The organism is Streptomyces sp. NRRL WC-3626 (assembly GCF_000718785.1).
GTDB lineage: Bacteria > Actinomycetota > Actinomycetes > Streptomycetales > Streptomycetaceae > Streptomyces > Streptomyces edwardsiae.
The window spans coordinates 420292-440015 of sequence record NZ_JOCA01000006.1 but is presented as its reverse complement, the minus strand read 5'-3'; the positions used below and the strand labels follow the sequence as shown (position 1 = coordinate 440015).

Genomic DNA, 19724 nt, shown 5'->3' with positions numbered 1-19724 from the left:
GCTACCGGGGAGGGCCCGTCCGATGCGCCGTTTCAGAGTCCGCCTTCACCGTCCGTCCTGGCTTCCGCGTACCCGTACGGGGCGGCGGAGGCTGGTGCAGGCGGTGATGGCGGTGTGCGTGCTGGCGCTGCTGCCCGCGACGTGGCTGCGGGTGACGACGGACGACCGGCTGCGCACCACCGCCGACGTGCCGCGCACGGACGTGGCCGTGGTGTTCGGCGCGGGGCTGTGGGACGGGGAGCCGTCGCCGTATCTCGCGCACCGGCTGGACGCGGCGGCGGAGCTGTACCGGGCGGGGCGGATCGAGGTGGTGCTGGTCACCGGCGACAACAGCCGGGAGGAGTACGACGAGCCGGACGCGATGCGTACGTACCTCACCCGGCACGGCGTCCCCGGCACGCGGATCGTCAGCGACTACGCGGGCTTCGACACCTGGGACTCCTGCGTCCGCGCGAAGAGGATCTTCGGCGTGGACCGGGCGGTCCTGATCAGCCAGGGCTTCCACATCCGCCGCGCGGTGGCCCTGTGCCGGACGGCAGGCGTCACCTCGTACGGCATCGGCGTCGACGACCGCCACGACATCACCTGGTACTACGGCGCCACCCGCGAGCTCCTCGCGGCGGGCAAGGCGGCCCTGGACGCGGCCTTCCACCCGGATCCGCACTTCCTCGGACCGAGGGAGCCGGGCGTGGAGCGGGCGCTGGAGGAGGCGTCCGCGCGGGCGGGCGACTGAGCCCCTCACCGCCGCTCCCCGCCCGCCGGGAGGTCGCCGTACCGCCGGTGTAACAGCGGTCGGGGCGGTGCGTAACAAGCGGGGCGCAGCCTGGGGGTATGCGAGAGACCGTGACGCCCACGCACTGCCCCTACTGCGCCCTGCAGTGCGGGATGAATCTGACGCCGGCCCCGGACGGGCGAGGTGTCGTGGTGAGTGAGCGGACGGAGTTTCCCGTGAACCGGGGGGCGCTGTGCGGGAAGGGGCGGACCGCGCCCGCCGTGCTGGCGGCGGGGGTGCGGCTGACGTCGCCGCTCGTGCGGGACGAGGGGGGTGCGCTGGTGCCGGCCTCGTGGGAGGAGGCGCTGGGGCGGGTCGGGCGGGGGCTCGGGGGGATCCGGGACACGTACGGGGCCGATGCGGTCGGGGTGTTCGGCGGGGGCGGGCTGACGAACGAGAAGGCGTACGCGCTCGGGAAGTTCGCCCGGGTGGCGCTGGGGACCTCGCAGATCGACTACAACGGGCGGTTCTGCATGTCGTCGGCCGCCGCGGCGGGCAACCTGGCGTTCGGGCTGGATCGCGGGCTGCCGTTTCCGCTGGAGGACATTCCGAGGACGGGGTGCGTCATTCTCGTCGGGTCGAACCCTGCCGAGACCATGCCGCCCTCGCTGCGGTACTTCACCGAACTCCGGGAGAACGGCGGCACGTTGATCGTCGTCGACCCGCGCCGTACGAAGACCGCCGAGCACGCCGATCTGCATCTGGCGCCGCGCCCCGGTACCGATCTCGCGCTGGCGCTCGGCCTGTTGCACCTGGTCGTCGCCGAGGGGCGTACCGACGAGGCGTACATCCGGGAGCGCACCGGCGGCTGGGAGGAGACCCGGGCCGCCGCGATGGCGCACTGGCCGGAGTACGTGGAGCGCATCACCGGCGTGCCCGTCCCGCAACTGCGGGAGGCCGTGCGGCTGTTCTGCGAGCCGGAGGCCGCGATGGTGCTCACGGCGCGCGGGCCCGAGCAGCAGTCCAAGGGGACGGACACCGTGGGCGCGTGGATCAACCTCTGTCTGGCGACGGGCCGGGCCGGGCGGCCGCTGTCCGGTTACGGGTGTCTGACCGGGCAGGGCAACGGGCAGGGCGGTCGTGAACACGGGCAGAAGGCCGACCAGTTGCCCGGCTACCGCAAGCTGACCGATCCGGCGGCGCGGGCGCATGTCGCCGGGGTCTGGGGGGTGGACCCCGACACGCTTCCGGGGCCGGGGCGCAGTGCGTACGAGCTGCTCGACGCGCTCGGTACGGACATCCGCGCGCTGCTGCTGATGGGCTCCAACCCGGTGGTGTCGGCGCCGCGTGCCGCGCACATCGAGGGGCGGATCCGCTCGCTGGACTTCCTCGCGGTGTGCGACGTCGTGCTGTCGGAGACGGCCGCGCTCGCCGATGTCGTCCTGCCCGTGACGCAGTGGGCGGAGGAGACGGGGACGACGACCAGCCTGGAGGGCAGGGTGCTGCTGCGGCGGCGGGCGATCACGCCGCCGGAGGGTGTCCGCAGCGATCTGGAGGTCATGCACGAGCTGGCGGCGCGGCTGGGCCGGGACGGGGAGAACCTGGAGAAGAAGTTCCCCACCGATCCCGAGGAGGTCTTCGAGGAGCTGCGCCGGGCGAGTGCGGGCGGGCCCGCGGACTACTCCGGGATCACCTACCGCAGGCTGGCGGAGGAGAGCGGCGTGTTCTGGCCGTGCCCGGCGGACGCGTCGGGGCCCCACCCCGGCACCCCCCGGCTCTTCCTCGACCGGTTCGCCACCGGGGACGGGCGGGCCCGGTTCGTACCGGTGTCGCACCGGGCGGCCGCCGAGGAGCCCGACGAGGCGTACCCGGTGCTGCTGACCACCGGGCGGGTCGTGGCGCAGTACCAGTCCGGTGCGCAGACCCGGCGCGTGGACGAGCTGAACGCCGCGGCTCCGGGACCGTTCGTGGAGCTGCACCCCCGGCTCGCGGAGCGGATCGGCGTGGCCGAGGGGGAGCCGGTGGCGGTGGTGTCGCGGCGCGGGCGGGCGGTGGCGCCGGCGCGGATCACGACCGCGATCCGCCCGGACACCGTGTTCATGCCGTTCCACTGGGCCGGTGAGGGCCGCGCCAACACCCTCACCAACCCCGCCCTCGATCCGACGTCCCGCATGCCGGAGTTCAAGGCGTGCGCGGTACGTCTGGAGGCGGTGGAAGCCGGTCAGCCGACGCCGACCGCGCTCCAGGCCGCCGCGACCGCCGCGTACTCGGTGCCGCCCTCGCCGTAGAGGTCCGCGGCCGCGTTCAGGGTCGCCGTGCGGGCGGCCGCGTAGTCGGTCGAGGAGGTCATGTGGACCGTGAGGGCGCGGTACCAGATCGCCCCGAGCCGGGCGCGGCCGATACCGGTGACCGTGGAGCCGTCGCAGGTCGGGGAGTCGTGGGCGACTCCGTTGATGGTCCTGGCGCCGCTGCCCTCGGCGAGCAGGTAGGCGAAGTGGTTGGCGACGCCGGACGAGTAGTGGACGTCGAGGTCCTTGACGGAGGTGTCCCAGCAGTCCGCGGACCGGCCGTCCTTCGACGGTTCGTCCATGTACCGCAGGGCCTCCCGGCCGAAGCCGTCCCGGACGACCTCCTCGCCGATCAGCCAGTCCCCGGTGTCCTCGGCGCTTGCCGCGTGGAACTCCACCAGTGTGCCGAAGATGTCGGAGGTGGCCTCGTTCAGGCCGCCGGACTCGCCCGAGTAGGCCAGGCCGGCCGTCTTCGACGTCACCCCGTGGGTCATCTCGTGGCCGGCCACGTCCAGGGACACCAGCGGGCCCATCTGCGTGCCGTCACCGTCGCCGTACGTCATGCAGAAGCAACGGTCGTCCCAGAAGGCGTTGTTGTACGCGTTGCCGTAGTGCACGCGGTTGTACGAGCCCTTGCCGTCGCCCGCTATGCCCCGGCGGCCGTGGACGTCCTCGTAGTAGTCCCAGGTGACGTCGGTGCCGTACTGCGCGTCCACGGCGACGGTGGCGCGGTCCGAGGCGGCGCCGGTGCCCCAGTGGTTGTCGGCGTCGGTGAGGACGGGGGCGGCCGCGCGGTCGAGGCAGACGACCAGGACGCACAGGTCGGTCCGGTTGCCCGCGTCGCCGGTGTAGGTGCCGCCCCGGGTGGGGTCCTTGAGCTCGTAGCCGGACGCCGTGGGCGTGGTCTCCAGCGGGACCGTGCCGCCGTACAGGGACCTGCCGTTGCCGGAGGCGTTCTCGAGGCTGTCCCAGGCGTCGATACGGGTGCCGGTGCGGGCGTCGGTCAGGACGGTGCGGGCGACCGGGTTGCCGAGGGAGTCCTCGGCGACCGCGTCGGTGCGCCAGGCCAGCCTGGGGGTGCCGTGCAGGGCGTCGACCACCAGCTCGGGTTTCGCGGTGAGCTTCGTCAGGGTCTCGCCGAGGTTGACGGCGCGCAGGGCGTGCGCCGCGAGGCCGGCGGCCCTGGGGGCGGCCAGCTCCGGGGTGACGGTGGGGAGGCCGACGGCGGCACGGGTGGCACGGGTGACGCCCCGGTAGCTGCCGTCGGGGGCCAGGTGGAGCACGAAGTCGCCGCCGAGCACCGGGAGTCGGCGGTAGGTGCGGTCGTAGCGGATGTGCTGGGAGCCGTCCCTGTCGACGATGACGTCCCGGACCTTCGTCTTCTGGCCGGGGGTGAGACCGAGGGCGGCGGCCCGCTCGGTGAGGACGGACGCGGCGTTCGCGATCGCGGTGGAGCGGCTGGGGTGTCCGGCCGCACCGGCGGGGGTGGGGGAGAGTGCGGCGGCCAGCAGGGCGGCGCTGGTGACGGTGACGCCGGCGGTGGTGAGACGGGCTCCTCGGGCATGCCGTATCGGGCTCAAGCGGTCTCCTGGAACGGGCGCCCCGACGCAGGTGGGGGGTGGGGCGGCACTGATGTTGACCGTGATTCAAGTGGCGCCCGGTCTGTCATGTCCATAGCGCGAATGTGGGGGTGTGTGAGGGGTGAGAATCGTTCCTGCAAGGCTCCGGTGGCACTCCGGTGCAGAGGGGCTCCGACGACCGTCCGCGCAGGTGAACGCGTGATCCTCCCCTTCTTCGTCTACGGCACCCTCCGCCCCTGCGGAACCAACCACGGCCTCGTCCTGCACGGCCGCACCCGGCACGACGAACCCGCCCGGCTGCGGGGTGCGGTGCTGTACGAGGGGCCGGGGTATCCGTACGCCGTCGAGGAGCCGGGCGGGGTCGTGACGGGGGAACTGGTCACCGCGCTGCCGGAGGAGTACGAGGGGCTGCTCGCCGAACTGGACCGGCTCGAGCGGTACGTGCCGGGGGATCCCCGGAACCTCTACGAGCGGGTGGCACGGGAGGTCGTCCGAAGGGCGGACGGTACGGCGGCCGGCGCGTGGGTCTACGTCGCCGCGCCCGCCGTCGCGGAGGGGCTGCGGAAGCGGGGAAAGCTGATCGAGGGCGGGGAGTGGCGGGGGGCGCGGGGGTAGACCCGGTTCGCCCCGCCGGGAGCGGGCGCCCCGGTGCGTACGCCTCCCCGCCGGGGTCTTCGCAGACGCCCGGTCACCCGTTCACCCCCGTTCCGCGCACCCTTCGCGACCGGATCGGCACGGTGCCGGTGACCTGCTGGAACGAGGCGTGCGGGGGCGGCCGTACGGGTGGGGCCGACACCCGTTCGGCCCGCGCCCCGACGCGCCCCCGGGGAGCGGTGCGGCGCCGGTGGCACTTACCTCGGAGGGGCAGGGACGCGTCCGACGGCGGCACATGGGGGTGCCGCGGGCCGTGGCCCGCTCGAGGGAGCATCGATGCGACGTACCGCCCGGCTGCTGTCCGGCACCGCGCTCGCCGTGGCCACCGCGGGACTGTTCGCCGCGCCCGCGTACGCCGGGGAGTCCCGCGGCACGCCGGACGGGACCCTGGAGGTGTACCCGTCCTCGGTCGCGCCGGGCGCGCAGGTGACGGCGAACACCGCCGGCTGCGGCGACGGCGGGACGGCGGCGGGCGACGCCACCGCCGTGGGCGCCGGCCGGTTCACGCTGACGGCGAGCGCGCACGAACGGGACCTGATCGGGGGGTTCCAGGTGCCGCCGAGCGCGCAGCCGGGGACGTACGAGATCGTCGCGACGTGCGACGGGAGCGGCCGGCGGGTGGCCGGTGACCTGAAGGTCACGCTGACGCCCGACGCGGAGCAGGTGGTTCCCCGGGGGAGTGTGAAGACGGGGGTCGGAGGCGCGCTGGGCCCCGACCCCGTACGGACCGCGGCCGGTGTGTCGGCGCTCGCCGTCGCCGCCGCGGGCGGTACCTGGCTCCTGCATCGCCGGGCGAGAGGCGACGGGATCTGACGGGCACCCTCCGCCGCCCGTCCCGCCGGTACCGCAAGTCCCCTCCCCCTCCGGGTCCGACGCCCCTCGCGGCCCGGAGGGGGGTACGGGGCCGACTCGAGAGGAGGTCGGTCCGCCATGCGCCGCAGGTTCCGCCGGCTCGGAGGTCCGGGCAACGCGGCGATAGCCGCCGTCACCGCGCTCGCCCTGTGCTCGGGCATGTGGCTGCTGCACGACGGGGCCGGGACGCCCGCGCCGCCGCAGCCGTCCGCCGCCCAGGCCCGCTCCGGAACCGCCGGCCACCGCACCGCGGCCCCCGCGCTGCCGCCCTCCCCGCCCTCGCGTGTCCGCATCCCCGCGATCGGTGTCGACGCGCCCCTGACGGGCCTCGGCCTGACGAGCACCGGCAGCCTCGACGTCCCCCCGGCCGACCGCGAGAACCTGGCCGGCTGGTACGAGGCCGGCACCACGCCCGGCGAGACGGGCACGGCGATCATCGCGGGCCACGTCGACAACGCGGACGGCCCGGCGGTCTTCTACTCCCTCGGCGCCCTGCGCAAGGGCGCGCGCATCGAGGTGGCCCGGCGGGACGGCGGGACGGCCGTGTTCACGGTGGACGCGGTCGAGGTGTACGACGCCCGGCACTTCCCCGACGAGAAGGTCTACGGCGCCGCGCCCCGCCCCGAACTACGGGTGATCACCTGCGGCGGCGGCTACTCCCGGACGACCGGGTACCGGGGCAACGTCGTCGTCTACGCCCATCTGACCGGCGGCCGCTGAGCCGCCGGACGGGCGTGAAACGGCGTCGCCGCGCAGGCCGGCACCCGACGCCGGAGCCTGACCCGCGCGTGTGGATCACGTCAGCCGGGTTGATCACCCGGTGCGCCGGTCAGGCCAGCCACTGCTCGTACGCCAGGTTCGCCACCAGGGCGAAGACGACCGTCAGCAGGACGACGCGGACGAAGCCGCTGCCCTTCTTCAGGGCCGTGTGCGCGCCGAGGGTGCCGCCCGCCAGGTTGAACACCGCCATCAGGCCCGCCAGCTGCCACAGCACCGCGCCCTGCCAGGCGAACATGGCGAGGGCGCCCGCGTTGGTGCAGCAGTTGACGATCTTCGCGGTGGCGGAGGCGGTGACCAGGTCGAGGTGGAGCAGGGCGGTGAGCGCCAGGACGAGGAAGGTACCGGTGCCGGGGCCGATGAGACCGTCGTAGAAGCCGATGCCGAGACCGCCGAGGCCGATCGCGGCGAGGATCTGGCGGCGGGTCGCCGGGCCGGTGGCGGGGGCCGTGCCGAAGGCGGGGCGCAGGATCACGAAGGCGGCCACCGCGAGCAGCACCACCATGATCACCGGTTTGAGGACCTCGGTGCTCATGCCGGCCGCGAAGAACGCCCCGGCCGACGATCCGGCGAGGGCCGCGAGGCCGATGCGTACGGCGGTCCTCACGTCGACGGGCGCCTTGCGGGCGTAGGTGACCGCCGCGCCCGTGGTGCCGACGATCGCGACCGCCTTGTTGGTGCCGAGCGCGTGCGCGGCGGGGGTGCCGGCGGGCAGACCGAGGAGCAGGGCGGGCAGGAGCAGCAGCCCGCCGCCGCCGACCACGGCGTCGATCCAGCCGGCGGCGAGGGCGGCCAGACAGAGCAGGACGACCGTGGTCAGAGAGATGTCGGGCATGGTCATGACCCTAGGGACGGGATAGATGTCACGTCCATCAAGATGAGCGTTTGTTGAGGTTGCGGGGCGTCGGCCTCCTCACATCCGCCCCCTTCCCCCGCTGAGGGCAGCGTTCCGCGCGGGAAACAGAGGGGATGCCGACGGGTAACACCCGCACCGCAGGCTCGGTGCATGACCTCGAACGAGCGTGTGGTGGTGATCGGCTCCGGCCTCGCGGGCGTACGGCTCGCCCGGCGGCTCGGTGAGCTCGGCACGCCCGTGACGCTGATCGGCGAGGAGGAGCACCGCCCGTACAACAGGGTGCTGCTCGCCGAGGTGCTGGCCGGGCGCTACAGCCCCGAGGTGATCGCCCTGCCGGCGCCCGCGGAGCTGACCCGCGCCCGCGTCACCCGTGTCGACCGCGCGGCACGCACCGTCGTCTGCGCGGACGGCACGTCGATCGGGTACGGCCGGCTGGTGCTGGCCACCGGCTCCAACCCGGTGCTGCCGCCGCTGCGCGGCCTGTTCACCGCGGATCACGAGCTGCCCGAGGGCGTGCACGCCTTCCGCACCATGGACGACTGCCTGGGCCTCGCCAAGGCGGTACGGCCGGGAGTGCGGGCGGTGGTGATCGGCGGCGGGCTGCTCGGCGTCTCCGCGGCCCGCGCGCTCGCCGTGCGCGGCGCGCAGGTCGTCCTCGCCCAGCAGGCCGGACGGATCATGGAACGCCGGCTCGATCCGGCCGCGTCCGCGCTCGTCGAGCGGTATCTGACCGGCCTCGGCGTGGAGGTGCACACCGAGTGCCGGGTACGGGACGTGCGCTGCGTCGGCGGCGCGGTCCGCTCGGTGGAGCTGGCCGACGGGTACGCCCTCGACGCGGACCTCGTGGTGCTGGCCTGCGGGGTGCACCCGAGGGCCGGTCTCGCGCAGGCGGCGGGCCTGGAGGTCGGCAGGGGGGTCGTCGTCGACGACGAACTGCGCACCTCCGACCCGTACATCCACGCGATCGGCGACTGCGTCCAGCACGCCGGCACGGTGTACGGCCTCGCCACCCCGGCGCTGGAACAGGCCGACGCGCTCGCCGCGCTGCTGGCCGGGGACACGGACTCCCGCTACACCGGCACCCGTTCGCTGACCCGGCTCACCCTCACCGGCCCGGACAGTCCCTTCGACCTGGCCGCGTTCGGGGAGACCGAGGCGCTGCCGGGGGACGACGTGGTCCAGCTCACCGATGCCACCCGGGGCACCTACCGCAAGGTCGTCGTCCGTGACGACCGGCTCGTCGGCGGGGTCCTGGTCGGCGAACTCGGCACCGTCGGCGCCCTCGCGCGCGCCTGGGAGGGAGCAGAGCCGCTCCCCTCCGACGGCGGGCCCCTGCTCCACCTGCTCACCCATGACGGAGGCTCCTGATGTCCACGGACACTTCGACCATCGTGCTCATCGGCCACGGCATGGTCGGCCAGCGTTTCCTGGAGGCGCTCGCCGAGCGCGGTCTGACCGGCACGCACCGCGTGGTCGTGCTGTGCGAGGAACCGCGCCCGGCGTACGACCGGGTACAGCTCACCTCGTACTTCTCGGGGCGTACGCCGGAGGAACTGTCGCTGACGGACGCGGCGTTCGTCGAGGAGCACGGCATCGAGCTGTACGTCGGCGACCCGGCGGTCGCCGTCGACCGTGAGGCGCGCGAGGTGACGGCCCGCTCCGGGCTGGTCGTCGGCTACGACGTCCTGGTGCTGGCCACCGGCTCCTACCCGTTCGTTCCGCCGGTGCCGAACAAGGACGCCGAGGGCTGTTTCGTCTACCGCACCATCGAGGACCTGCTCGCGATCGAGGAGTACGCGCGGAGGTCGACGACCGGTGCCGTGGTGGGCGGCGGGCTGCTCGGCCTGGAGGCGGCGGGCGCGCTCAGGGGACTCGGACTCACCTCCCACATCGTGGAGTTCGCGCCCCGGCTGATGCCGGTGCAGGTCGACGAGGGCGGCGGGGCGGCGCTGCTGCGCACCATCGAGGAGATGGGCCTGTCGGTCCACACCGGGGTGGGCACACAGGAGATCGTGGTCGGCGACGACGGCGCGGTCACCGGGATGAGGCTGTCGGACGGTTCCGAACTCTCCACCGATCTCGTGGTGTTCTCCGCCGGTGTCCGCCCCCGCGACCAACTGGCCCGCGAATGCGGCCTGTCCGTCGGCGAGCGCGGCGGCATCGCGGTCGACGAGCAGTGCCGTACGGTCTCCGATCCGCGCGTGTTCGCGATCGGGGAGTGCGCGCTGGCCGCCGACGGCCGGGTGTACGGCCTGGTCGCGCCCGGTTACGAGCAGGCGGAGACGGTCGCCGCGACGATCGCCGAGGACGAGTCGTCCTTCACCGGCGCGGACCTGTCCACCAAACTGAAGCTGCTCGGCGTGGACGTGGCGTCCTTCGGCGACGCGCACGGCACCGCCGGCGACTGCCTGGACGTCGTCTACTCCGACTCCCGCTCCGGGCTGTACAAGAAGCTCGTCATCGGCCGGGACGGCACGCTGCTCGGCGGCATCCTGGTCGGCGACGCGGAGGCGTACGGCACGCTGAAGGCCTTCACGGGCTCGGTCCCGCCGGTCTCGCCCGAGTCGCTGGTGCTGCCGGCCGGCGCGGGCGCGCCCGTGCAGCTCGGGCCGTCGGCGCTGCCGGACGACGCGATCATCTGCTCCTGCAACAACGTCCGCAAGGGCACGATCCGCGAGGCCGTCACCGAGCACCACTGCACCACCGTGCCCGAGGTGAAGAAGTGCACCAAGGCCGGTACGACGTGCGGCAGTTGCGTCAAGGTGCTGGGCCAGCTGATCAACGCCGAGCTGGAGGCGAGCGGCGTCGAGGTCGACAAGGGCCTGTGCGGCTGCTTCTCCCAGACCCGCGAGGAGCTGTACGAGATCGTCCTCGCCCTGCGCGTCACCTCCTACCGGGAGTTGCTCGACCGGCACGGCCGCGAGGACGCCCGGGGCGGCGACGGCTGCGAGGTGTGCAAGCCGACGGTCGGCTCGATCATCGCGTCCCTCGCCCCGACGATCGGCGCCGGCACCCACGTCCTCGACGGCGAGCAGGCGGCGCTGCAGGACACCAACGACCACTTCCTCGCCAACCTGCAGAAGAACGGCTCGTACTCGGTCGTACCGCGTATCCCCGGCGGCGAGATCGCGCCGGAGAAGCTGATCGTGATCGGTGAGATCGCCCGTGACTTCGGCCTCTACACGAAGATCACCGGTGGCCAGCGCATCGACATGTTCGGCGCGCGGGTGGAACAGCTCCCGGTGATCTGGGCCCGTTTGGTGGACGCCGGTTTCGAGTCCGGGCACGCCTACGGCAAGTCGCTGCGCACCGTGAAGTCCTGCGTCGGCCAGACCTGGTGCCGCTACGGCGTGCAGGACTCCGTCCGTATGGCGATCGACCTGGAGCTGCGCTACCGGGGGCTGCGCTCCCCGCACAAGCTCAAGTCGGCCGTCTCCGGCTGCCAGCGCGAGTGCGCGGAGGCCCAGTCGAAGGACTTCGGCGTCATCGCCACGGCGGGCGGCTGGAACCTGTACGTCGGCGGCAACGGCGGTGCCACCCCGCGCCACGCGGACCTGCTCGCGCAGGACCTGTCGGACGCCGAACTGATCCGTCTGATCGACCGGTTCCTGATGTTCTACATCCGCACCGCCGACCGTCTGGAGCGCACCAGCGTATGGCTGGACCGCGTCCCCGGCGGACTGGACCACGTACGGGACGTCGTCGTGCACGACTCGCTCGGCATCTGCGACGAGCTGGAGTCCCTGATGGCCGCGCATGTCGCGCACTACCGCGACGAGTGGGCCGAGACCCTCGACGACCCGGAGAAGCTCGCCCGGTTCGTCTCCTTCGTGAACGCCCCCGACACCCCCGACCCGGTGGTCGCCTTCGTCCCCGAACGCGACCAGATCAAGCCCGACCTGCCGCTGCTGCACATCGGCCTGCGCCCCGCCGACGACCTCCTGGAAGGAACCGCGACGCGATGACCCTGACCCTCGAGACCACCGACCTGAAGGTCCAGCTCCGCCTCACCGACGCCTGGTTCACGGTCTGCGACCTCAGCACCCTGCTCCCCGGCCGCGGCGTCGCCGCCCTCCTCCCCGACGGCAGCCAGGTCGCCGTCTTCACCGACCGCACCGGCCGCCTCTACGCCATCGACAACCGCGACCCCTTCACCGGCGCGGCAGTCCTCTCCCGAGGCCTCACCGGCACCCACCAGGGCCATCCCTTCGTCGCCTCCCCCCTCCTGAAGCAGCGCTTCGACCTGGAGTCGGGCCAGTGCCTGGACGACGAGACGGTCCGGGTGACGACGTACGAGGCGAAGGCGGCGTAACGGGCCGGGCCCACCGGAGAGTTGCGGAGAGTTACCTTCCGGTCACGTCACGTTCGCATCACGGGTCCCCCATATCCCCCACACGCCATCAGCACCCCAGTAACTTCGGGCACCTCGTACCAAGCACACGCAATCGCCCGATCTGGGGGGCTCTCCACCATGCATCCGTTCCGTACCTCCGCCGCCACGCTGCTCGCCGCGCTCGCCCTGGCCGCCGTACCGGCCACCGCCGTGGCACACGGCGGCAACCACCCGTTCAAGAACTGCACCGAGGCGTACGACAACGGGTACAGCAACATCGCCAGGGGTGACGACCACTACGGCAAGCACCTGGACCGGGACAACGACGGCATCGGCTGCGACCAGCCGCCGGCGGACTTCAAGCCGCACGAGGAGAGCACGGAGACCGGGACCACCGCCTCCGACGGCAAGGAGCAGTCCGGCGGCACCGATCTCGCCGAGACCGGGGGCAGCAACGCCACCCCGTACATCGCGGCCGGCGGTGCCGCCGTCGTGCTCCTCGGCGGCGGTGTGATGATCGCGGCCCGCAGGCGGCGCGGCGGCACCGACTGACGGTGCTCCGCGCGAAGGCCGGCTCCCCGCTCTACAGGGACAGCAGCAGGGAGTCGGTCTTCCCCCGCCGGCGGCGTACGTGCCCGCGCCACCCGGCGAGGACCGCCAGCAGCGTCCACGCCACCAGCCCGGCGACCAGGCCGCCCAGCCGGCCCGCGGCGTCCACCTCGTCGGCCTGCTCCATGGGCACCACGCCCTCCGGGTCACGGATGACGTCGAGCCGCTCCCCCACCCTCGGCGCCCCGGAACCGTTGTAGGTGAACCGTTCCTCGAGTTGCTCGCCGTCCGCCGTCCGCAGCGTGAGCCGGTGGTTCTTGCCGTCCTTCCCGGTCGCGCTGTCCGCGACGACCACCACGCCCTCGCGCACCCCGCGCGCCTCCAGCGCCGCCTCGGGCGCGTACTGGACGGCCCCGACGAGGATGAACAGCGCCGGCACGATCGACAGCAGGCCGATCCACGCCGCCCGGTGCAGCAGTATCAGCAGGACGACGAACGCCAGGCCCAGCACGACCCCCACGGCGATGGGCACCCACACCCACCGCAACGCCAGGTAGGACACGTAGGCGGTGACCAGTGCGGTCAGGCACCCGAACCCCGCCACCCCGAGCGTGCGCCGCAGGGACTTCCACGGGTCGACGGCGTAGCCGCCCATGGCGCTCAGCGGTCTGATCGTGCTCCTGCGTATCCGAAACGGCACTGCGTCCCCCGTGTTCCCCGCCCGTGGCGGCTTCGTTGATCCGGTTCCCGGACCTTACACACGCGAGAGGACGGCACCCCCGCACGGGTGCCGTCCTCTGCTTGGTGGTCCGAAGCCGTTGCCGATCGGTGAGGGTCGGGTGACAGACAACGGCTCCGGGGCTTCGCGTGCCCTCCCCTACCGGTGGTCGCTGCCCGTCGACGTGACGGCCGCGCGGCCGGCTTCCAGACGGGCGACCGGGATGCGGAACGGGGAGCAGGAGACGTAGTCCAGGCCGACCTCGTGGAAGAAGTGGACGGACTCCGGGTCGCCGCCGTGCTCGCCGCAGACGCCGAGTTTCAGGTCGGGGCGGGTGGCGCGGCCGGCCTGCGCGGCGGCGGCGACCAGCGAGCCCACGCCGTCCTTGTCGATCGTCTCGAACGGCGACACCCCGAAGATGCCCTTCTCCAGGTACGCCGTGAAGAAGGAGGCCTCCACGTCGTCGCGGGAGAAGCCCCACACCGTCTGTGTGAGGTCGTTCGTGCCGAAGGAGAAGAACTCGGCCGCCTCCGCGATCTGGCCGGCGGTCAGCGCGGCGCGCGGCAGCTCGATCATCGTGCCGATGGCGAGCTTGAGCGAGGTGCCGGTGGCCTGCTCGACCTCGGCGATGACCTGGTCGGCCTCCTCGCGGACGATCTCCAGCTCCTGGACCGTGCCGACCAGCGGGATCATGATCTCCGCGCGGGGGTCGCACTTGGCCGCCCGGCGCTCCGCGGCCGCCTCCGCGATGGCCCGCACCTGCATGGTGAACAGGCCCGGGATGACCAAGCCGAGGCGCACACCGCGCAGGCCCAGCATCGGGTTCTGCTCGTGCAGCCGGTGCACGGCCTGGAGCAGGCGGAGTTCGTTCTCGTGCGGCTCCTGCCGGGACTCGGCGAGGGCGACCCGGACCGACAGTTCGGTGATGTCGGGCAGGAACTCGTGCAGCGGCGGGTCGAGCAGGCGGACCGTGACCGGGAGGCCGTCCATCGCCTCGAAGAGCTCCACGAAGTCCCGCTTCTGCAGCGGGAGCAGCGCCTTCAGGGACTCCTCGCGCTCGGTCTGCGTGTCGGCGAGGATCAGCCGTTCGACCAGTTCGCGGCGGTCGCCGAGGAACATGTGCTCGGTACGGCACAGCCCGATCCCCTGCGCGCCGAACCGCCGCGCCCGCAACGCGTCCTCGGCGTTGTCGGCGTTGGCCCGCACCCGCAGCCGGCGCTTGCGGTCGGCGAAGGCCATCATCCGGTGCACGGCCTCGACGAGTTCGTCGGCGTCGTCGGCGCCCGGGTGCATCCGCCCCTCGAAGTACTCCACGACCGGCGAGGGCACGACGGGCACCTCGCCGAGGTACACCTTGCCGGACGAGCCGTCGATGGAGACGACGTCGCCCTCCTCGACGACCTGCCCGCCGGGCACGGTCATCCGGCGGCGCTTGGTGTCGACCTCCAGCTCCTCCGCACCGCAGACGCAGGTCTTGCCCATGCCGCGCGCGACCACGGCCGCGTGGGAGGTCTTGCCGCCGCGCGAGGTGAGGATGCCCTCGGCGGCGATCATGCCGTCCAGGTCGTCGGGGTTGGTCTCCCGGCGGATCAGGATGACCTTCTCGCCGGACCGGGACCACTTCACGGCGGTGTACGAGTCGAAGACCGCCTTGCCGACCGCGGCGCCCGGCGAGGCGGCGATACCGCGTCCGACCGCGGTGACCTTCGCGTCCTCGTCGAAGCGGGGGAACATCAGCTGGGCGAGCTGGGCGCCGTTGACCCGGCACAGCGCCTCGGCCTCGTCGATCAGCCCCTGGTCCACGAGCTGGGTGGCGATCCGGAAGGCGGCGCCCGCCGTGCGCTTGCCGACACGGGTCTGGAGCATCCACAGCTGACCGCGCTCGATGGTGAACTCGATGTCGCAGAGGTCCAGGTAGTGGTTCTCCAGCGTCTCCATGATCTGCATCAGCTGGTCGTACGACTTCTTGTCGATCTGCTCCAGCTCGGCGAGCGGCACGGTGTTGCGGATGCCCGCGACGACGTCCTCGCCCTGCGCGTTCTGCAGGTAGTCGCCGTAGACGCCCTGCTGGCCGGAGGCGGGGTCGCGGGTGAAGGCGACACCGGTGCCGGAGTCCCGGCCGAGGTTGCCGAAGACCATGGAGCAGACGTTGACGGCGGTGCCGAGGTCGTGCGGGATGCGTTCCTGGCGGCGGTAGAGCTTGGCGCGGTCGCCGTTCCAGGAGTCGAAGACCGCCTTGATGGCGAGGTCCATCTGCTCGCGCGGGTCCTGCGGGAAGTCCCGGCCGGCCTCGGTCTTGACGATCTTCTTGAACCTGGTGACGAGCTTCTTGAGGTCGGCGGCCTCCAGCTCGGTGTCGACCGTGACCTTCTTGGCCGTCTTCGCCGCCTCCAGCGCGTCCTCGAAGAGGTCGCCGTCGACACCGAGGACGGTCTTGCCGAACATCTGGATGAGGCGCCGGTAGGAGTCCCACGCGAACCGGTCGTCGCCGGCCTGCCGGGCGAGGCCCTGCACGGACTTGTCGGAGAGGCCGATGTTGAGGACGGTGTCCATCATGCCCGGCATGGAGAACTTCGCCCCGGAGCGGACCGACACGAGGAGGGGGTCGTCGGCCTGGCCCAGCTTCTTGCCCATCCGGGCCTCGAGGGCGTCGAGGTGCGCACTCACCTCGTCACGCAGTGCCGCCGGCTCCTCGCCGCTGTCGAGGTAGGTCTTGCACGCCTCGGTGGTGATGGTGAAGCCGGGCGGGACGGGAAGGCCCAGGTTGGTCATCTCGGCGAGGTTGGCGCCCTTGCCGCCGAGCAGGTCCTTCAGGTCTTTGTTGCCCTCGGTGAAGTCGTAAACGAACTTCGCTACGTGGGGATCTTTGTTTTCCGACACGGGTCTCGACTCCTCGAGGACGCGGTGGCTGCCCTGACGGCGAGGAATGTACCCAGATCAAAGGCGTCTGGGTACGTCCACTTGTGCGTCATGCGCCTGTAACCACTCGTCCGCCAGCGGATCGAAAGTCAAAGCTTGGCAAGCCACGACGGCCGAATGTTTTCACTTCTTGAACACACCGACGCTTCCCACGGCTTCTGTCACGCTCATATGAGCGACAATCGCCACGTATGATTTCGCTCGCTGAACGATCAAAAGATGGCACCGAGTGCCACCCTTTGAGAAGTGCAGTCGCCCATGATCCGCTCATCTGAGCGCGACCCCTATCAAGGGTGGCGAGAATCACGCTGCCACAGCGAACCGGGTTCCACCATGCGGACCCGTCGAACCCACGCTTCACCGCGCCGGATGAACACACGGTTCGTCCCGCCCGTACGGAACGGCGGCGGACCCGGACCCCCACGCCGGGTCCGCCTCCCACCGGGCTCGGTACGGAAGGGACCTCAGGGTTGCCTGTCTTCACACGCCTGACCTCCATACGCGTACGCCTGACCTCCCCGCGCGCACGTCTGCGCGCCGCACGCGACGCCCACCCCGCCGCCGTGCGGACCGCCCGCTGGACGCTGCACGCCTTCGCGGCCGCCCTCGTCGTCGGCGCCCTCCTCATGCCGAACGCGGCCCCCGGACTGCGGCCCGACGGCTTCACCCGCATCCCGGCCGAGGCGATCATCGGCGCCGTGCTGCTGATCGCCCTGCCCCGCCGCCCGCGTATCGTCGTGGCCGCGCTGTACGGTGCCGGCATCGGCGTCCTGACCGTGCTGAACCTGCTGGACATGGGGTTCAAGGAGTATCTGGGCCGCGGCTTCAACGTCGTACTCGACTGGGGTCTGCTCGACGACGCCCAGGCGTACGTCGCCGACTCGATGGGCTCCACGGCCGCCGTCGCGGCCGCCGTCGGCGCGGTCGTCCTCACCCTGCTCCTCGTGACCGTGATGGCGCTGGCCACCGTCCGGCTCGGCAACCTCCTCGCCCGGCACCGCCCCCGCGCCACCCGGGGCGCGCTGATCGCGGGCACCGTGTGGGTCACCTGCACCGCGCTCGGCGTACAGATCTCCGGCACGCCGGTCGCCTCCGACCAGGCGGCCGGCGCGCTGAAGGAGCAGACGGAGCGCGTGGTGGCCACCCTGCGCGACGAGGCGGCCTTCGCGAAGGAGGCGCGGGCGGACACCTTCGGCGCCACTCCCCCCGGCCGGCTCGTCCCCGACCTGCGCGGCAAGGACGTCGTCTTCGCCTTCATCGAGAGCTACGGCCGCACCGCCACCGAGGACCCGCTGATCGCGCCCGGCGTCATCGACACCCTCGACACCCGCACCGCGGCGCTCGCCAAGGCCGGCTTCCACGCCCGCAGCGGCTGGCTCACCTCGGCGACGTACGGCGGCAGCAGCTGGCTCGGCCACTCCACCGCCCTGTCCGGCCTGTGGATCGACAACCAGCAGCGCTATCGCACGGTCACCTCGGGCGACCACCTCACCCTCACCAAGGCGTTCCAGAAGACGGGCGCCTGGGACACCGTCGGCGTCATGCCGGGCGTGCAGAAGGGCTGGCCGGAGGCGAAGTGGTACGGCCTCGACAAGGTCTACGACGCCTTCGAACTCGGCTACCAGGGACCGAAGTTCAGCTGGTCGACCATGCCGGACCAGTACGCCCTGGAGGCGTTCCAGCGTCTGGAGCACGGCAGGAAGCGCGACAAGCCGCTGATGTCGGAGGTCATCCTCACCTCCAGCCACCAGCCCTGGGCGCCGATCCCGAAGATGGTCGACTGGGACGAACTCGGCGACGGCTCGGTCTTCGACGCGATCCGGGAAGCGGGGAAGAAGCCCGCCGGCGTGGTCGCCGACTCCACCGAGTCCCGGCGGGAGTACGGAAAGTCGGTCCAGTACTCGGTCACCGCCCTCACCGAGTGGCTGGAGCGCTACGGCACCGACGACACCGTCCTCGTCTTCCTCGGCGACCACCAGCCCATCGCCCGCGTCAGCGGCGACGGCGCGAGCCGGGACGTGCCGGTGTCGGTCGTCGCCAAGGACCCGAAGGTGCTGGAGAGGATCGACGGCTGGAACTGGACGGAGGGGCTGCGCCCGGCGAAGGACGCGCCGGTGTGGAGGATGAGCTCGTTCCGCGACCGCTTCCTGACCGCCTACGGCTCCACCCCGCACCCCACCGGGGAGTGATCAGCCCCCGGAGGTGTCCAGTTCCGCCTCCTCGCCGACGCCCGCGCAGTCGTACGGGTCCTTCAGCCAGCCGTCCGGCAGCACCACCCGGTTGTTGCCGGACGTACGGCCGCGCGGTCCGTCGGCGCCGGTGGGCCAGGCCTGGTCGAGGTCCAACTCGTCCAGCCCGGAACGCAGTTCCTCCAGCGAGGAGGTGATCGCGAGCCGCTTGCGCATCTCGGAGCCGACCGCGAAGCCCTTCAGATACCAGGCGACGTGCTTACGGAAGTCGATCACCCCGCGCGACTCGTCCCCGATCCACTCCCCGAGCAGCGTGGCATGCCGGACCATGACGTCGGCGACCTCGCGCAGGGCCGGCCGTACGCCGCATCCGTCAGTGCCCGCGGCACGGGCGCCGGCGCGCCCCTCGAAGGCGGCGACCAGGTCCGCGAACAGCCACGGCCGGCCGAGGCAGCCCCGGCCGACGACCACGCCGTCGCAGCCGGTCTCGCGCACCATCCGCAGCGCGTCCTCGGCGGACCAGATGTCGCCGTTGCCGAGCACCGGGATCTCCGGGACATGCTCCTTCAGCCGGGCGATGGCGTCCCAGTCGGCGGTGCCGCCGTAGTGCTGGGCGGCGGTACGGCCGTGCAGCGCGATCGCGGTGATCCCCTCCTCGACGGCGATCCGGCCGGCGTCCAGGTAGGTCAGGTGGTCGTCGTCGATGCCCTTGCGCATCTTCATCGTGACCGGCAGCTCCCCGGCCCCGCTGACCGCCTCGCGCAGGATGGACCGCAGCAGGTTCCGCTTGTACGGCAGCGCCGAGCCGCCGCCCTTACGGGTCACCTTGGGGACCGGGCAGCCGAAGTTGAGGTCGATGTGGTCGGCCAGACCCTCCTCCGCGATCATGCGGACGGCCTTGCCGACGGTCGCGGGGTCGACGCCGTACAGCTGGATGGAGCGGGGCTTCTCGCTCTCGTCGAAGCGGATCAGCTGCATGGTCTTGTCGTTGCGTTCGACCAGCGCCCGGGTGGTGATCATCTCGCTGACGAACAGGCCCTTCCCGCCGCTGAACTCTCGGCACAGGGTGCGGAAGGGCGCGTTGGTGATCCCGGCCATGGGGGCGAGCACGACGGGGGGCAGCACGGCGTGCGGGCCGATGCGCAGGGTCGTGTTCGGGGTCATGTCCGAAGTCGTGTCCGCGGGAGGTGTGGGCGTGGGCATTCCCCCATTGTCCCGCATGCGGGACGGCACCCGGAGCGTGAGCGTGTAACGGTCATTAGTTAGCCGCACTATCGATATGCGCGTACGATGGAGT

General features: G+C 72.2%; 15 protein-coding genes. 10 read left to right on the top strand and 5 right to left on the bottom strand.

From position 1 onward, the window contains the following. Positions 1 to 22 precede the first annotated feature (22 nt). Together IF28_RS0112575 and IF28_RS0112570 are read left to right on the top strand one after the other, a co-directional pair. The gene (locus IF28_RS0112575) at positions 23 to 733 is read left to right on the top strand and encodes a SanA/YdcF family protein (RefSeq protein WP_030218081.1); all 711 of its coding nucleotides are present in this window, start codon (positions 23 to 25) and stop codon (positions 731 to 733) included. A gap of 98 nt (positions 734 to 831) precedes the next feature. Then, positions 832 to 3000 carry a molybdopterin oxidoreductase family protein gene (locus IF28_RS0112570; RefSeq protein WP_234325116.1) on the top strand — a complete coding sequence of 723 codons (2169 nt, stop codon included), beginning with the start codon at positions 832 to 834 and terminating at the stop codon, positions 2998 to 3000. On the opposite strand, the gene IF28_RS0112565 is transcribed toward IF28_RS0112570, so the two are convergent. Continuing rightward, positions 2934 to 4580, bottom strand: coding sequence for a M4 family metallopeptidase (locus IF28_RS0112565; RefSeq protein ID WP_030218077.1), 1647 nt, complete (start codon positions 4578 to 4580; stop codon positions 2934 to 2936). The genes IF28_RS0112570 and IF28_RS0112565 overlap by 67 nt on opposite strands. A gap of 198 nt (positions 4581 to 4778) precedes the next feature. Here IF28_RS0112565 and IF28_RS0112560 point away from each other — a divergent pair, with 198 nt between their 5' ends. From IF28_RS0112560 to IF28_RS0112550, 3 genes are all read left to right on the top strand, one after another. Beyond that, positions 4779 to 5195, top strand: a complete 417-nt coding sequence (locus tag IF28_RS0112560; RefSeq protein ID WP_030218074.1) for a gamma-glutamylcyclotransferase family protein — start codon at positions 4779 to 4781, stop codon at positions 5193 to 5195. 315 nt (positions 5196 to 5510) lie between these two features. Continuing rightward, complete coding sequence (locus IF28_RS0112555) at positions 5511 to 6047, top strand: hypothetical protein (RefSeq protein ID WP_030218071.1); 537 nt, start codon at positions 5511 to 5513, stop codon at positions 6045 to 6047. A gap of 117 nt (positions 6048 to 6164) precedes the next feature. Then, positions 6165 to 6806 carry a class F sortase gene (locus tag IF28_RS0112550; protein WP_030218068.1) on the top strand — a complete coding sequence of 214 codons (642 nt, stop codon included), beginning with the start codon at positions 6165 to 6167 and terminating at the stop codon, positions 6804 to 6806. A gap of 109 nt (positions 6807 to 6915) precedes the next feature. Here IF28_RS0112550 and IF28_RS0112545 read toward each other — a convergent pair whose 3' ends face one another. Further along, positions 6916 to 7698 (bottom strand): sulfite exporter TauE/SafE family protein, encoded by a 783-nt coding sequence (locus IF28_RS0112545; protein WP_030218061.1) that lies wholly within the window; start codon positions 7696 to 7698, stop codon positions 6916 to 6918. Positions 7699 to 7869: 171 nt separating this feature from the next. Between IF28_RS0112545 and IF28_RS0112540 the strand changes: the two genes are divergently transcribed. The 4 genes from IF28_RS0112540 (at position 7870) to IF28_RS0112525 (ending at position 12604) form a co-directional block, all read left to right on the top strand. Continuing rightward, a complete protein-coding gene (locus IF28_RS0112540; RefSeq protein ID WP_030218058.1) occupies positions 7870 to 9087 on the top strand; it encodes an NAD(P)/FAD-dependent oxidoreductase in 1218 nt (405 codons plus the stop codon). Then, a complete protein-coding gene (nirB, locus tag IF28_RS0112535; RefSeq protein WP_030218054.1) occupies positions 9087 to 11684 on the top strand; it encodes a nitrite reductase large subunit NirB in 2598 nt (865 codons plus the stop codon). Before IF28_RS0112540 ends, nirB begins: the two co-directional genes overlap by 1 nt. Beyond that, complete coding sequence (gene nirD, locus IF28_RS0112530) at positions 11681 to 12031, top strand: nitrite reductase small subunit NirD (RefSeq protein WP_030218052.1); 351 nt, start codon at positions 11681 to 11683, stop codon at positions 12029 to 12031. Before nirB ends, nirD begins: the two co-directional genes overlap by 4 nt. A 159-nt stretch (positions 12032 to 12190) precedes the next feature. Continuing rightward, on the top strand, positions 12191 to 12604 hold the full coding sequence (locus IF28_RS0112525; protein ID WP_030218051.1) for an excalibur calcium-binding domain-containing protein: 414 nt from the start codon (positions 12191 to 12193) through the stop codon (positions 12602 to 12604). Between the two features lie 31 nt (positions 12605 to 12635). On the opposite strand, the gene IF28_RS0112520 is transcribed toward IF28_RS0112525, so the two are convergent. Together IF28_RS0112520 and ppdK are read right to left on the bottom strand one after the other, a co-directional pair. Beyond that, entirely contained in the window at positions 12636 to 13301 is a 666-nt protein-coding gene (locus IF28_RS0112520; protein ID WP_234325114.1) for a hypothetical protein, read from the bottom strand. A gap of 177 nt (positions 13302 to 13478) precedes the next feature. After that, the gene (gene ppdK, locus IF28_RS0112515; RefSeq protein ID WP_030218046.1) at positions 13479 to 16199 is read right to left on the bottom strand and encodes a pyruvate, phosphate dikinase; all 2721 of its coding nucleotides are present in this window, start codon (positions 16197 to 16199) and stop codon (positions 13479 to 13481) included. Between the two features lie 509 nt (positions 16200 to 16708). Between ppdK and IF28_RS0112510 the strand changes: the two genes are divergently transcribed. Then, entirely contained in the window at positions 16709 to 18427 is a 1719-nt protein-coding gene (locus tag IF28_RS0112510) for a hypothetical protein (RefSeq protein WP_030218043.1), read from the top strand. Here the strand turns inward: IF28_RS0112510 and dusB are convergent, their stop codons facing one another. Then, the gene (gene dusB / locus IF28_RS0112505) at positions 18428 to 19648 is read right to left on the bottom strand and encodes a tRNA dihydrouridine synthase DusB (protein WP_406710402.1); all 1221 of its coding nucleotides are present in this window, start codon (positions 19646 to 19648) and stop codon (positions 18428 to 18430) included. Positions 19649 to 19724 lie beyond the last annotated feature (76 nt).

What these genes read in the sequence shown, in the direction of transcription:
- IF28_RS0112575 (WP_030218081.1), top strand. Translation starts at nt 23, where the DNA reads ATGCGCCGTTTCAGAGTCCGCCTTCACCGTCCGTCCTGGCTTCCGCGT.
- IF28_RS0112570 (WP_234325116.1), top strand. Translation starts at nt 832, where the DNA reads ATGCGAGAGACCGTGACGCCCACGCACTGCCCCTACTGCGCCCTGCAG.
- IF28_RS0112555 (WP_030218071.1), top strand. Translation starts at nt 5,511, where the DNA reads ATGCGACGTACCGCCCGGCTGCTGTCCGGCACCGCGCTCGCCGTGGCC.
- IF28_RS0112550 (WP_030218068.1), top strand. Translation starts at nt 6,165, where the DNA reads ATGCGCCGCAGGTTCCGCCGGCTCGGAGGTCCGGGCAACGCGGCGATA.
- IF28_RS0112545 (WP_030218061.1), bottom strand. Translation starts at nt 7,698, where the DNA reads ATGCCCGACATCTCTCTGACCACGGTCGTCCTGCTCTGTCTGGCCGCC.
- IF28_RS0112540 (WP_030218058.1), top strand. Translation starts at nt 7,870, where the DNA reads ATGACCTCGAACGAGCGTGTGGTGGTGATCGGCTCCGGCCTCGCGGGC.
- nirB (WP_030218054.1), top strand. Translation starts at nt 9,087, where the DNA reads ATGTCCACGGACACTTCGACCATCGTGCTCATCGGCCACGGCATGGTC.
- nirD (WP_030218052.1), top strand. Translation starts at nt 11,681, where the DNA reads ATGACCCTGACCCTCGAGACCACCGACCTGAAGGTCCAGCTCCGCCTC.
- IF28_RS0112525 (WP_030218051.1), top strand. Translation starts at nt 12,191, where the DNA reads ATGCATCCGTTCCGTACCTCCGCCGCCACGCTGCTCGCCGCGCTCGCC.
- dusB (WP_406710402.1), bottom strand. Translation starts at nt 19,648, where the DNA reads ATGCGGGACAATGGGGGAATGCCCACGCCCACACCTCCCGCGGACACG.